This window comes from Nonomuraea sp. NPDC023979 (genome assembly GCF_040639085.1).
Lineage (GTDB): Bacteria > Actinomycetota > Actinomycetes > Streptosporangiales > Streptosporangiaceae > Nonomuraea > Nonomuraea ceibae.
In genome coordinates this window covers 43,790-56,209 of the sequence record NZ_JBEZZG010000032.1, presented here as the reverse complement: position 1 = coordinate 56,209, position 12,420 = coordinate 43,790, and the positions used below count along the sequence as shown (strand labels likewise).

The 12,420-nt window shown below is 74.4% G+C and carries 11 protein-coding genes; 6 read left to right on the top strand and 5 right to left on the bottom strand.

What is annotated here, in order from left to right:
* Window positions 1-68 precede the first annotated feature (68 nt).
* Complete coding sequence (locus tag AB0G11_RS38395) at window positions 69-1,325, top strand: class I SAM-dependent RNA methyltransferase (protein ID WP_357591555.1); 1,257 nt, start codon at window positions 69-71, stop codon at window positions 1,323-1,325.
* On the opposite strand, the gene AB0G11_RS38390 is transcribed toward AB0G11_RS38395, so the two are convergent.
* Entirely contained in the window at window positions 1,306-2,043 is a 738-nt protein-coding gene (locus AB0G11_RS38390; RefSeq protein WP_357591553.1) for a TetR/AcrR family transcriptional regulator, read from the bottom strand. The genes AB0G11_RS38395 and AB0G11_RS38390 overlap by 20 nt on opposite strands.
* A 55-nt stretch (window positions 2,044-2,098) precedes the next feature.
* Here AB0G11_RS38390 and AB0G11_RS38385 point away from each other — a divergent pair, with 55 nt between their 5' ends.
* Entirely contained in the window at window positions 2,099-3,301 is a 1,203-nt protein-coding gene (locus tag AB0G11_RS38385) for an FAD-dependent monooxygenase (RefSeq protein ID WP_357591552.1), read from the top strand.
* A 4-nt stretch (window positions 3,302-3,305) separates the two neighbouring features.
* On the opposite strand, the gene AB0G11_RS38380 is transcribed toward AB0G11_RS38385, so the two are convergent.
* From AB0G11_RS38380 to AB0G11_RS38365, 4 genes are all read right to left on the bottom strand, one after another.
* Window positions 3,306-3,905, bottom strand: a complete 600-nt coding sequence (locus tag AB0G11_RS38380; protein WP_219507769.1) for a response regulator transcription factor — start codon at window positions 3,903-3,905, stop codon at window positions 3,306-3,308.
* Complete coding sequence (locus AB0G11_RS38375) at window positions 3,902-5,023, bottom strand: histidine kinase (protein WP_219507771.1); 1,122 nt, start codon at window positions 5,021-5,023, stop codon at window positions 3,902-3,904. The genes AB0G11_RS38380 and AB0G11_RS38375 overlap by 4 nt, the downstream gene beginning before the upstream one ends.
* Window positions 5,020-6,141: a histidine kinase gene (locus AB0G11_RS38370; RefSeq protein ID WP_219507773.1), complete on the bottom strand. Its 1,122-nt coding sequence runs from the start codon at window positions 6,139-6,141 to the stop codon at window positions 5,020-5,022. The genes AB0G11_RS38375 and AB0G11_RS38370 overlap by 4 nt, the downstream gene beginning before the upstream one ends.
* Before the next feature lie 74 nt (window positions 6,142-6,215).
* Window positions 6,216-7,247 (bottom strand): hypothetical protein, encoded by a 1,032-nt coding sequence (locus tag AB0G11_RS38365; RefSeq protein WP_219507775.1) that lies wholly within the window; start codon window positions 7,245-7,247, stop codon window positions 6,216-6,218.
* 121 nt (window positions 7,248-7,368) lie between these two features.
* Between AB0G11_RS38365 and AB0G11_RS38360 the strand changes: the two genes are divergently transcribed.
* Genes AB0G11_RS38360 through AB0G11_RS38345 form a run of 4 tightly spaced genes read left to right on the top strand, consistent with a single transcriptional unit; the run spans window position 7,369 to window position 12,382 of the window.
* Entirely contained in the window at window positions 7,369-8,283 is a 915-nt protein-coding gene (locus tag AB0G11_RS38360; RefSeq protein WP_357591550.1) for an LLM class F420-dependent oxidoreductase, read from the top strand.
* 49 nt (window positions 8,284-8,332) lie between these two features.
* A complete protein-coding gene (locus AB0G11_RS38355; protein ID WP_357591548.1) occupies window positions 8,333-9,808 on the top strand; it encodes a 3' terminal RNA ribose 2'-O-methyltransferase Hen1 in 1,476 nt (491 codons plus the stop codon).
* Complete coding sequence (locus tag AB0G11_RS38350; protein WP_357591546.1) at window positions 9,801-12,260, top strand: polynucleotide kinase-phosphatase; 2,460 nt, start codon at window positions 9,801-9,803, stop codon at window positions 12,258-12,260. Before AB0G11_RS38355 ends, AB0G11_RS38350 begins: the two co-directional genes overlap by 8 nt.
* Complete coding sequence (locus AB0G11_RS38345; RefSeq protein WP_281427099.1) at window positions 12,257-12,382, top strand: hypothetical protein; 126 nt, start codon at window positions 12,257-12,259, stop codon at window positions 12,380-12,382. Before AB0G11_RS38350 ends, AB0G11_RS38345 begins: the two co-directional genes overlap by 4 nt.
* The last annotated feature ends 38 nt before the right edge of the window (window positions 12,383-12,420 follow it).

Sequence of the window (12,420 nt, the reverse complement as noted above, 5' to 3'; positions counted from 1 at the left end):
CACTGACGAGCGTGCGACCACTCAGCGTAACCGGAGGAGTGCCACCCGGCTGGGCATAGGGTATGCGTGTGGAACAGGTATCACTCGAGCTGACAGTAGGTCCGGTCGCCCACGGCGGCTGGTGCGTGGCACGCCACGAGGGGCGCGTGGTGTTCGTCCGGCACGCGCTGCCGGGGGAGCGGGTCCGCGCCGAGGTCACCGAGGAGACCACCCGGTTCCTGCGCGCCGACGCCGTGGAGATCCTCCAGCCGTCGCCCGACCGCGTCGTCCCGCCGTGCCCCTATGCCGGGCCCGGGCTGTGCGGCGGCTGCGACTGGCAGCACGCCACGCTGGAGGCGCAGCGCGGGCTCAAGGCGGCCGTGGTCGCCGAGCAGCTCCACCGGCTGGCCGGCATCGAGCGTGACGTGGTCGTGGAGGAGGTGCCGGGCGCCAAGGACGGCCTCGGCTGGCGCACCCGCGTCCAGTTCGCCGCCCTGCCCGACGGCCGGCTCGGGCTGCGCAAGCACCGCTCGCACGACCTCCAGCTCATCGACGCCTGCCTGATCGCGCACCCGGAGGTGGAGGCCGTCGCCGCCGAGGACCACCAGTGGCCGGGCGCCGCGTCGGTCGAGGTGATCGCCTCCTCCGAGGGCGACCGGGCCGTCGTGGTCGCGCCGCGCCCGCGCCGCAAGGTGGCGGTGCCCGACCTCGACGCGCCCGCCTCGATCCTGCTCGACCAGGGCAAGGGCCGCACCGTGCCGCGCCACGGCTCCGGGCTGCTGCACGAGCGGGTGGGCGACCGAGAGTTCCGCGTCTCCGGGAGCGGCTTCTGGCAGGTGCATCCCGGCGCGGCCGAGACGCTGCTCGACGCCGTGCTCGCCTACGCGGCGCCGGAGCCGGGGGAGTGGGCGCTCGACCTCTACTGCGGCGTGGGCCTGTTCGCGGCGGGCCTGGCCGAGGCGGTCGGCCCCGAGGGGGCGGTGTTCGGGCTGGAGTCGGAGGCCGCCGCCGTGCGCGACGCCCGCGCCAACCTGCGCGACCTGCCTCAGGCGAGGGTCGAGCGCGGCCGGGTGGAGGAGGCGCTGGACCGCTTCCAGATCGAGCGGGCCGACCTCGTCGTGGTCGACCCGCCCCGCTCGGGGCTGGGCCTCGACGTGGTCGAGCGCGTCGTGTCGCTGGAGCCGCTGCGCGTGGTGTACGTGTCGTGCGACCCGGCGACGCTGGCCCGCGACCTGAAGTGGTTCGCCGAGCGCGGCTACGAGCTGGGTGACCTGCGCGCCTTCGACGCCTTCCCGATGACCCACCACGTGGAGTGCGTGGCGCTGCTCACCCGCCGGCCGAGCTGATCAGCGCGGCGACGCCGTCGAGGATGCGGGCGAGCCCGAACCGGTAGTCCAGCCGCCGCTCCCCGGCCGGGGTGCCCGCGGGATAGTCGTAGGCGCCGGCGTCGACGGCGGCCCGCAGCGCGGGGAAGCGGGCCCCGTCGACCAGCCTGCCGAGCAGGTCGCTGTAGGCGGCGATCGACTCGCCCGAGGCGGCGGGCCCGAGGTCGGCGCCGAGCCGCGCCACGGTGTGCAGGTGGCTGGCGACCAGCAGGGCGACGCCCGCCTTGTCGGCCTCGCTCAGCCCGGTGCCGCGCAGGGTGCGCAGGGCGCGGTCGGTCCAGGCGAGCTGGTTGGGCGTGATCGGCGGCCCGGTGATCGGCAGGTGCACGACCCAGGGGTGGGCGTGCAGCATCTCCCACTGCGCCCGGCACCAGCGCTCCAGGCCGTCGCGCCAGCCGTCGAAGGGCTCGTCCAGCTCGGGGGGCAGGGCCGCGACGCGGTCGAGCATCAGCAGCAGGAGCTCGTTCTTGCTCTTGACGTGCCGGTAGAGCGACATCGTGGTGTAGCCGAGCCGCTCGGCGACCCGGGCCATCGACACGGCGTCGAGCCCGTCGGCATCGGCCAGCTCGACGGCCGCGCCGGTGACGCGGGAGAGCGTCAGCCGGTTTCTCGGCGCGGGCTCGGGCGCGCCGAGCCGGGCCCACAGCTCGGCGAGGCCCGCGGGCAGCTCTTCCTTCATCGCTCCGCCTTCACTCGTTGACTCCTCCCGAAGTGTATGCCATATATTCGAGTGTATGACATACACATCGCTGATCGCGGGCGGCGGCATCGCCGGCACGCTGAGCGCGATCGCGCTGCACAAGGCGGGCATCGCCGCCGTCGTCCACGAGGCCTACGACCGCGACGCCGACAACGCCGGCGCCTTCCTGACCCTCTCGGTCAACGCGCTCCACGCCTTACGCACCCTCGGCGTCGACGCCGGGGAGATCGGCTTCGCGACGCCGAGGATGGCCCTGACCAGCGGCTCCGGCAGGAAACTCGGCGAGCTCCGCTACGGCGACCCGCTCCCCGACGGCACCGTCAGCCGGACCGTCAAGCGCGCCGACCTCTACCGGCTGCTCCGCCTGCACGCCGAACGGCTCGGCGTGCCGATCGAGTACGGTAAGCGGCTCGTCGAGGCCGAGAGCGACGGCCGCCGGGTGCTGGCCAGGTTCGCCGACGGCGGCACGGCCGAGGGCGACCTGCTCATCGGCGCCGACGGGCTGTGGTCACGCACCCGCGAGATCATCGACCCGCGCGCGCCCGGCGTCCGTTACTCGGGACTGCTCAACACCGGCGGCTACGCCCGCGGCGTGTCCACCGGCGCCGAACCGGGGCTGATGTGCGCGATCTTCGGGCGGCACGCCTTCTTCGCGCACCTCACCCACCCGGACGGCGAGGTCTGGTGGGCGGCCAACCTCACCAGGAAGGCCGAGCCCAGCCGCGCCGAACTGGCCGCGACCGGCCCGGAGGAGTGGCGGGCCCACCTGCTCGGCCTGTTCCGCGACGACGAGGGCCCCGCCGCCGACCTCGTCGCGGCCTCCGGCAAGATCTTCGACGCCTGGAAGACGTACGACGTCCCGGCCGTGCCCCGCTGGCACCGCGACCGGATGATCGTCATCGGCGACGCCGCCCACGCCACCGCCCCGTCGATCGGGCAGGGCGCCGCCATGGCCATCGAGGACACCGTCGTCCTGGCCAAGTGCCTGCGCGACAGCCCCGGCGTCACCGCCGCCTTCACCGCCTACGAGCGGCTGCGCCGCGCCCGCGTCGAGCGCGTCGTCGCCCAGGGCAACAGCACCGGCGGCTGGAAGGGGCTCGGGCCGATCGCCCGCATCCCGCGCGACCTCATCATGTCGGCCGCGCTGAAGCGGATGGCCCGCCGGGGCGAGGACCCGAGCCGGTGGATCTACGACTACCGCGTCGACTGGGAGGAACCGGTCCGCGCGGACGCCTGACCCGTCACAGCCAGCCCATGCGCTGGGCGGTGCGGATGGCCTCCAGCCGGTTCTGGGCGTTGAGCTTGGTCATGGCGCTCGACAGGTAGTTGCGCACGGTGCCCTCCGTCAGGTGCAGCTCCCCGGCGATCCGGGAGATGGCCATGCCGTCGGCCGCCAGGCGCAGCGCGTCACGCTCCCGGTCGGTCAGCGGGCTGTCGCCGGCCGCCATCGCCGCCGCCGCCAGCTCGGCGTCCAGGTAGCGCCCGCCCGCCTGCACCTTGCGGATCGCCATCGCCAGCTCCTCCGCCGAGGCGTCCTTGCCCAGGAACCCGCTCACCCCGGCGGCCATCGCGCGGCGCAGGTAACCGGGCCGGCCCAGGCTCGTCAGGATGACGATCTTGCAGTCGGCGCTGATCCGCTCGGCGGCGCTGAGCCCGTCCATGCCGGGCATCTCGATGTCGAGCACCGCCACGTCCGGCCGGTGCTCCGCCACGGCCGCCACGACCTCGTCGCCCCGGCCGACCTGGGCGACGACCTGGATGCCGTCCTCCAGGTCCAGCAGGGCGGCGATGGCGCCGCGGATCAGGTGCTCGTCGTCGGCCAGCAGCACGCGCGTGGTCATGCGGGCACCTCGACCCTGAGCAGGAAGGCGCCGTCGGGGGTGGGCGCGGCCGAGAGCGAGCCGCCGGCGGTCGCGACGCGCTTGGCGAGGCCGCCGAGACCGTTGGGGGCGTGCTCTCCCACGGCCCCGCTGACGCCGTCGTTGGACATCTCGAGGATTCCTTCCCTGATCGTGATCGTGCAGCGTTCGGCCCGGCTGTGCTTGAGGACGTTGGTGGCGCCCTCGCGGACCACGGTGGCCAGCAGCGTACGGGTCTCCGGCGCCAGGCCGGCGGTGTCGTCGGCCTCGACCGTGCAGCGCACGTCGGCGGCCTCCAGCACGGCGCGGACGCTGGCCAGCACCTCGTCGAAGTCGAGCGCCCGGTAGCTCTGCACGGTGGCGCGCACCTCACGCAGCGCCTGCCGGGCCGTGTCGCGCACCTCGAACATCTCGCGCGCCGCGTCCTCCGGGTCGGCGCGCAGCAGCTCCTGGGCGCCCGCCGCGCGGGCCGCGATGCCGGTCAGGCTCTGGCCGAGCAGGTCGTTCAGGTCGCGGGCGAACCGCAGCCGCTCCTCCGACACCGCCAGCAGCGCCTTGGCCTCCTGCCCCTCGTGCGCCTCCTTGGCGAGACGCCACAGCCACATGTTGGCCTGCATCCCGGCGCCGAGCGTCAAGCTGAGCGCGCCCTGCACGACCAGCGGCAGCGGCTGGAGGTCGCCGGCGATCAGGAGGTTGGCCGTGGTCAGCCCGAGCGTGGCCAGCGTCGCCGCGGCCAGGGTCCGGCGGCGCACGAACGGCGCGATCATGGCCAGCCACACGGGAGCGGCCCAGATGACCGGGATCACCAGCTGCAGCAGCGTGATCACCCCGCCGGCCACGAGCATGGCGGTCGGACGCCGCTCGCCGCGCACGGCGATCCGGACCGCGCGGCTCGCCATCACGATCAGGGCCAGCTGCAACGCCCCGGAGATCACGGCCACGGGCACCGGGAGGCCGTACTCGAGCACGAGGAGCGCCAGGTGCAGCAGCCCCACCAGGCCGATGAGGAAGCCGATGTCGCCGGAGTAGACGACGATCCAGCGGATCTTGTCCAGCTTGGTGGCCGCGCGCGTCCGGCCGGCGCGGAAGGGCCGGCTCATACGGGCACCTCCGCGCGCAGCAGGAACTCCCCGGCGGGCGTGGGCGAGGCGGAGAACGAGCCGCCCGCCGTCGCCATCCGCTCGGCCAGCCCGCGCAGCCCGCTCCCCGCGCCCGCGGGCGCGTCCGGCGGCACCCCGTCGTTGCGCATCTCCAGCACCCCGCGGGCGATGGTGATCTCGCAGCTTGTGGCCTTGCTGTGCTTGAGCACGTTGGTGGCCCCCTCGCGCACCGCCCAGGCGAGCAGCGTACGGGCCTCGGGCGACAGGTCGTCGGCCCGGACGTCGGTCACGCAGCGGGCCCCGGCCCCCTCCAGCGCGGCGCGCACGCCTCTCAGCTCCGCGTCCAGGTCCAGCATCCGGTAGCCGTCGACGGCCACCTGCACCTCGACCAGCGACTCACCGGCCAGGCGGCGCACCTCCGCCATCTCGCGCCCGGCCTTGGCTGCGTCCTTGGTGGCGAGCTTGGCGGCCAGCTCGCTCTTCAGCGTGATCACCGACAGGCTGTGGCCGAGCAGGTCGTGCAGGTCGCGGGCGAAGCGCAGCCGCTCCTCGGCCACGGCGAGGCGGGCCTTGGCGGCCTGGCTGTCGTGCGCGTCGCGGATCGTCCGCCACAGCCAGCACCAGATCCAGGTGGCGGCCGGGATGAAGACCGCGCTCAGCGCCTGGCTCATCAGCACCGCCTGCCAGGGCTGGTCCAGCGCGGCCGAGACGTACACGGTGATCGCGGTGACGAGCGTGGCGCCGGCGCAGACGGTCACCCACAGCGGCAGATACAGCGCGACGGAGGAGAGCCACACGTACGTCAGCGTCTCCCAGGTGCCGCTGGCGTCGGGCGGCAGGGGCAGGACCGGCAGCATCGCGGCGGCGGTGAGCAGCCCGCCGGCGACCAGCTTCGCCGTCGGCCGGGGGCGCTCGTCGTAGGCGTCGCGCATCACGAGGGAGTACAGGACCATCACGCCGGCCATGGACAGCAGGCCCACGGCGGTGGTGACGGGGGACTGCCGGCCCTCCGTCGTGGCGTTCACCATCACCGCGACGAGGAAGAAGCCCAGGAGGACGACCATGCCGTCCATCCAGTAGAGCAGGAGCTTCTTCGCGGTCTCCGGCCTGGTGGACACCCGCCCATCCCCCTATCGCCCAAAAGCACCCCGTATCGGGACAACCTTATAGTTTCAGCGGGGGTGCGCCGAGGTCACGCGGAGAAGCCGTGCAGGACGCGGGCCGCCTCCGGGGCGGGCTCGGCGCCCCGCGCGGACAGCCACGGCACGCCGTAGCGGGCGGCGAAGGCGGTGAGCTTGCGGGCGTCGCCCTCGCTCAGGTCGTCCGGGCCGGACAGCACGCAGGTCACCGCCATCCGCCGCCAGGCGTCGTCGGGCTCGGCCAGGCCGTACACCTCGGCGAGCTGGGTGCGGGCGGCGCGCAGCGCCTCGGCGAGCCGCTGCATCCGGCCCTCGGGCGCGCTCTGCGGCTCGATCTCGGCCAGCAGGTTGACGCCGGAGACGTCGGCGCCCGCCCGCCGGGTGAGCCGCAGCGTCTCGACGTCGCGCGCGGCCAGCCCGTACGGCTTGAGCGGCAGCGTGAAGCCGACCCGCAGCCGCCGCTCCTGCTGCAGCGCCCGGATCGCCCGCGCCCGCCGCAGCACCGTGGCCTCACCGGCGCCCGAGCGCGGGTCGAGGCCGGCGTCGGAGCGCAGGTCGAAGTCGATGTAGGCGGCGTCGAACGCGCCGACGGCCCGCCGGTAGGCGGCGGCGAGCGCGCCCGGCCTGGTGCAGGTGGCGGCGGCCTCCCGCCCGTCGGGGCCGCCGAAGACCAGCCCGGCGTCGCCGCCCCTGGCGCGCAGCCGCCCGATCTTGTTGGCGACCGGGTCGTGGCCGAAGTCGAGCCGCCCGGCCCAGCGCACGCCGCACCCGTCGGGCCCGGCGACCAGGTGGCCGAGCGCGTACCAGCGCACCCCGGTGCGGCGCGAGTCGGCCGGCAGGTCGAAGCCCGGGTCGGCGGCGGTGTCGACGAAGCCGACGTAGCCGCCGGGCACGGGCGGCGGCGTCGGCGAGGGGGACGGGGAGGGCCGCGCGGGCGGGGGCGGCGGGTCGGCCGGCTGGAGCGTGGCGCGGGCGGGCAGCAGCGAGACCGCCACCCCTGTCGCGCCGGTCAGGGCCAGGGCGAACAGGACCGCGAAGGGCCGCGGGAGCGTGCCGGTGGGTCTTCTGCGCCGCGAAGCCGACATGTCGACCACCCTCCGTGTTCGCAGAGCTACAGGGTGCGCTTGAGGGTGGACGTTAGCAAGCGTTCGCGGTGTCGCGGGGGCAATCTCCGGATGACGTCCGTTGTGTGGCGATAATGGCGACATGAAGTTGCGGATCTTCACCGAGCCCCAGCAGGGCGCCACCTACGACGATCTCCTCGCCGTCGCCCAGGCCACCGAGCGCCTCGGCTTCGACGCGTTCTTCCGGTCCGACCACTACCAGCGCATCGGCGCGGGCGACCCGGGCCCCGGCTCGACGGACGCGTGGATCACGCTGGCGGGGCTGGCGCGGGAGACGTCCGGGATCCGGCTGGGCACGCTGGTGACACCCGCGACGTTCCGGCTGCCCGGCCCGCTGGCGATCAGCGTCGCCCAGGTCGACGCCATGAGCGGCGGGCGCGTCGAGCTCGGGCTCGGCACCGGCTGGTTCGACGGCGAGCACGCCGCGTACGGGATCCCGTTCCCGCCGGTGGCGGAGCGGTTCGGCCGCTTCGAGGAGCAGCTGGAGATCGTCCGGGGGCTGTGGGCGGCCGGCAAGTCGTTCTCCTACGACGGCCGCTACTACCGGCTCGTCGACTCGCCCGCGCTGCCCAAGCCGGCGCAGCGGCCGGGCCCGCCGATCATCATCGGCGGCGTCGGCGCCAAGCGCACGCCCCGGCTGGCCGCCACGTTCGCCGACGAGTACAACGTGCCGTTCCACCGGCTCGGCGACACCGGCGCCGCCTTCGACCGAGTCCGGCAGGCGTGCGAGCGGACCGGACGCGAGGTCGTCCTGTCGGCGGCGCAGACCGTGTGCGTCGGGCGCGACCAGGCCGAGCTGGAGCGCCGGGCCGCCGCCATCGAGCAGCCGCTCGAAACGCTGCGCGAGGCCGGGCTCGCCGGGACGCCCGCCGAGGTGCTGGAGAAGATCGGCAAGCTCGGCGAGCTGGGGGCCGAGCGCGTCTACCTCCAGGTGATGGACCTGGCCGACCTGGACCACCTGGAGCTGATCGCGGCCGAGGTGTTGCCGCACGTCTGATCGGATATGCGGTGGCATGTCCGAGCCGGGCTGCGGCACACTTGGCGGGGTGTTGCTGACGATCTCCACCACCGTGTCGCCTGCCACCGACCTGGGCTTCCTGCTGCACAAGCATCCCGACCGGGTGCAACGGTTCGCCCAGTCGTTCGGCGAGGCGACGGTGTTCTACCCCGAGGCGGGCGCGGAACGCTGCACGGCGGCGCTCCTGCTCGACGTCGACCCGGTCAAGCTGGCCCGGTCACGGGGCAAGGGATCGCCCGACTTCAGCCTGTCGCAGTACGTCAACGACCGGCCCTACGCGGCCTCGTCGCTGCTGGCCGTGGCGCTGGCCGACGTGTTCCGCACCGCGCGGGCCGGACGCTGCAACGCCCGGCCGGAGCTGGCCGCCACGCCGCTGCCGCTGCGGATCCGGCTGCCCGCGCTGCCCTGCCGGGGCGGCCCCGAGCTGGCCGGGCGGCTGTTCACGCCGCTCGGCTGGCACGTCACCGCCGAGCCGGTGCCGCTCGACGCGGGCTTCCCCGAGTGGGGCGACTCGCGGTACGTGCGGCTCACGCTCGACGGCACCGTGCGGCTGGCCGACGCGCTCAACCACCTGTACGTGCTGCTGCCGGTGCTGGACGAGGCCAAGCACTACTGGATGGCGCCGGACGAGATCGACAAGCTCGTGCGCGCCGGGGAGGGCTGGCTGCGCGACCACCCGGAACGCGGGCTGATCGTCCGCCGCTACCTGGGGAGGCGCTGGAGCATGGCCCGCGTCGCCCTCGCCCGCCTGGCCGAGCTGGGCGACGACACCGAGGAGCAGCTGGAGCCCGCGGTCGCGGAGGACGCCCCGGCGGGGGAGACCGCGGCCGACGAGGCCGCCGAGGCGGAGGCGGCCGAGGCTGTCGAGGCGGAGGCGGACGGGCTCGGCGAGCGGCCCGTCAGGCGCACGCCGCTCAACACGCGGCGCCGCGAGGCCGTGCTGGAGACGCTGGAGGAGCTCGGCGCCGTCAGCGTGATCGACCTGGGCTGCGGCCAGGGCGAGCTGGTCGGGGCGCTGCTGTCCAGGCCGCGCTTCGCCAGGGTCGCCGGCATGGACGTCTCGCCGATGGCGCTGACCATCGCCGCCCGCAAGCTCAAGCTGGAGCGCATGCCCGACGCCAAGCGCGCCCGGCTCACGCTGTTCCAGGGCGCGCTCACCTACACCGACAAGCGCCTGGCCGGCTACGACGCCGCCGTGCTCATGGAGGTGATCGAGCACGTGGACCCGCCCCGGCTGGCCGCCCTCGAACACGTCGTGTTCGGTCACGCCAGGCCCGCGCACGTGCTCGTGACCACGCCCAACGTCGAGTACAACGTCCGTTACGAGTTCCTGACCGGCCTGCGCCACGCCGACCACCGCTTCGAGTGGACCAGGGCCGAGTTCGCCGCCTGGGCCCAGGACGTGGCGGCCCGGCACGGCTACCGGGTCGCGTTCCGGCCCGTGGGCGAGGAGGATCCGGAGGTCGGCCCGCCGACCCAGATGGGGGTGTTCACCCGTGATTAGCGTTCCCGAGCTGTCGCTCGTCGTGCTCGTCGGCGTCTCGGGCAGCGGCAAGTCGACCTTCGCCGCCCGCCACTTCAAGCCGTCGCAGGTCATCTCGTCCGACTTCTGCCGCGGCCTGGTCTCCGACGACGAGAACGACCAGAGCGCCACCCCCGCCGCGTTCGACCTGCTGCACCACATCGTCGGCGTGCGCCTGTCGCGCGGCCTGCTCACCGTGGTCGACGCCACCAACGTGCAGTACGCGGCCCGCAAGAGCCTCATCGACCTCGCCCGGCAGCACGACGTGATGGCCGACGCCATCGTGCTCGACGTGCCGGAGGAGGTCGCCGTCGAGCGCAACGCCGGCCGCCCCGACCGCGACTTCGGCGCCCGCGTGGTGATCCGCCAGCGCAAGGACCTGCGCCGCTCGCTCGGCAAGATCTCCCGCGACGGCTTCCGCAAGGTCCACGTGCTGCGCGGCGTCGAGGAGATCGAGCGGGCGGAGATCACGTACGAGAAGGCGTGGTCCGACCGGCGCGAGCTGACCGGCCCGTTCGACATCATCGGCGACGTCCACGGCTGCCGGGCGGAGCTGGAGGCGCTGCTGGCCGAGCTCGGCTGGCAGGGGCTCACGCACCCCGAGGGCCGCACCGCCGTGTTCGTCGGCGACCTCGTCGACCGGGGCCCCGACACGCCGGGCGTGCTGCGCCTGGTCATGAGCATGGTCGCGGCCGGCACCGCGATCTGCGTGGCCGGCAACCACGAGCAGAAGCTCGTGCGCGCGCTGGCCGGGCGCAACGTCAAGGTGGCCCACGGGCTGCAGGAGTCGCTCGACCAGCTCGCCGCCGAGCCGCCGGAGTTCGTCGAGTCGGCGCGGACGTTCATGGACTCGCTGCTCAGCCACTACGTGCTGGACGAGGGGCGGCTCGTGGTCGCGCACGCCGGGCTCAAGGAGGCCTACCACGGCCGCGCCTCCGGCCGCGTGCGCGCCTTCGCCCTGTACGGCGACACCACCGGTGAGACCGACGAGTACGGGCTGCCCGTGCGCTACCCGTGGGCCGAGGAGTACCGGGGCCGGGCCATGGTCGTCTACGGCCACACGCCGACGGTGCAGCCGGAATGGGTCAACAACACGATCTGCCTCGACACCGGCTGCGTGTTCGGCGGTCACCTGACCGCGCTGCGCTACCCGGAGCGCGAGCTCGTCCGGGTGCCGGCGGAGAAGGTGTGGTACGAGCCGGTCAAGCCGCTGGCCGCGCCGGCGCGTGACGCGGTCATGCTCGACATCGGCGACGTGCAGGGCACCCGCCACGTCGAGACGCGCTTCGCCGGCCGGGTCAAGGTGGCCGAGGAGAACGCCGCCGCGGCGCTGGAGGTCATGAGCCGCTTCGCGGTCGACCCGCGCTGGCTCGTCTACCTGCCGCCGACGATGGCGCCGTCGCAGACGTCCGCGCTCGACGGCTACCTGGAGCACCCGGAGGAGGCGTTCGCGGAGTTCGCCGAGGCTGGGGTGGCCGAGGTCGTGTGCGAGGAGAAGCACATGGGCTCGCGGGCCGTGGCCGTGCTCGCCCGCACGCCCGAGGTGGCGGCGGCGCGGTTCGGCGTCACCGACGCCAGCGCGGGCGCCGTCTACACGCGCACCGGGCGGCCGTTCTTCGACGACCTGACGCCGCTGGTCGACCGGCTGCGGGAGGCGTGCGCGCCGCTGTGGGACGCGCTCGGCTCCGACTGGGTGGTGCTCGACTGCGAGCTGCTGCCCTGGTCGGCGAAGGCGGACGGGCTCATCAGGTCCCAGTACGCGTCCGTGGGCGCCGCCGCCGGGGCCGCGCTGCCGGAGGCGGTCTCGGCGCTGGAGGCCGCCGCCGCGCGCGGGCTGGAGGTGTCGGAGCTGCTGGAGCGCACCCGCCGCCGGGCGGGCAACGCCACGCTGTTCCGCGACGCCTACGCCCGCTACTGCTGGCCGGTCGACGGCCTGGAGGGGGTGCGGCTGGCGCCGTTCCAGATCCTCGCCTGCGAGGGCCGGGCCACGGCGCTGGAGCCGCACGCCTGGCACCTGTCGACGCTGGGGCTGCTCGACGCGCCGATCATCGCGCCGACCCGGCACGTGTTCGTCTCGCTGGACTCGCCGTCCTCCCGCGCCGAGGCGACGGCCTGGTGGGAGGCGATGACGGCGGCGGGCGGCGAGGGCATGGTGGTCAAGCCCGCCGCGCACACCGGCGGCCGGGTCCAGCCGGGCGTCAAGGTCAGGGGCCGCGAGTACCTGCGCATCATCTACGGCCCCGACTACACCGAGTCGCTGGGCGTGCTGCGCCGGCGCTTCCTCGGCAAGAAGCGGTCGCTGGCGCTGCGCGAGCACGCGCTCGGCCTGGAGGCGCTGGCGCGGCTGGCCGACGGCGAGCCGGGCTGGCGGGTGCACGAGCCGGTCTTCGCCGTGCTCGCGCTGGAGTCCGAGCCCGTGGACCCGCGCCTGTGACCGCCGACCGGCACCGGCCCGGCTACCTGCGCCGCCGCCTGGGCCGCGCCGTCCTGCTGTACGGCGTCGCCCTGGCGGTGGCGGCCGTGGTGGTGGCGGTCTTCTGGCTCGCCCAATTTTGAGTAATTGGAGCAGTACGTAAGGTAGTCACGGGTATGTC

Excerpts from the sequence above, each read along its gene's own strand:
- AB0G11_RS38385 (WP_357591552.1), top strand. The coding sequence starts at position 2,099 with ATGACATACACATCGCTGATCGCGGGCGGCGGCATCGCCGGCACGCTG.
- AB0G11_RS38390 (WP_357591553.1), bottom strand. The coding sequence starts at position 2,043 with ATGAAGGAAGAGCTGCCCGCGGGCCTCGCCGAGCTGTGGGCCCGGCTC.
- AB0G11_RS38365 (WP_219507775.1), bottom strand. The coding sequence starts at position 7,247 with ATGTCGGCTTCGCGGCGCAGAAGACCCACCGGCACGCTCCCGCGGCCC.
- AB0G11_RS38375 (WP_219507771.1), bottom strand. The coding sequence starts at position 5,023 with ATGAGCCGGCCCTTCCGCGCCGGCCGGACGCGCGCGGCCACCAAGCTG.
- AB0G11_RS38360 (WP_357591550.1), top strand. The coding sequence starts at position 7,369 with ATGAAGTTGCGGATCTTCACCGAGCCCCAGCAGGGCGCCACCTACGAC.
- AB0G11_RS38380 (WP_219507769.1), bottom strand. The coding sequence starts at position 3,905 with ATGACCACGCGCGTGCTGCTGGCCGACGACGAGCACCTGATCCGCGGC.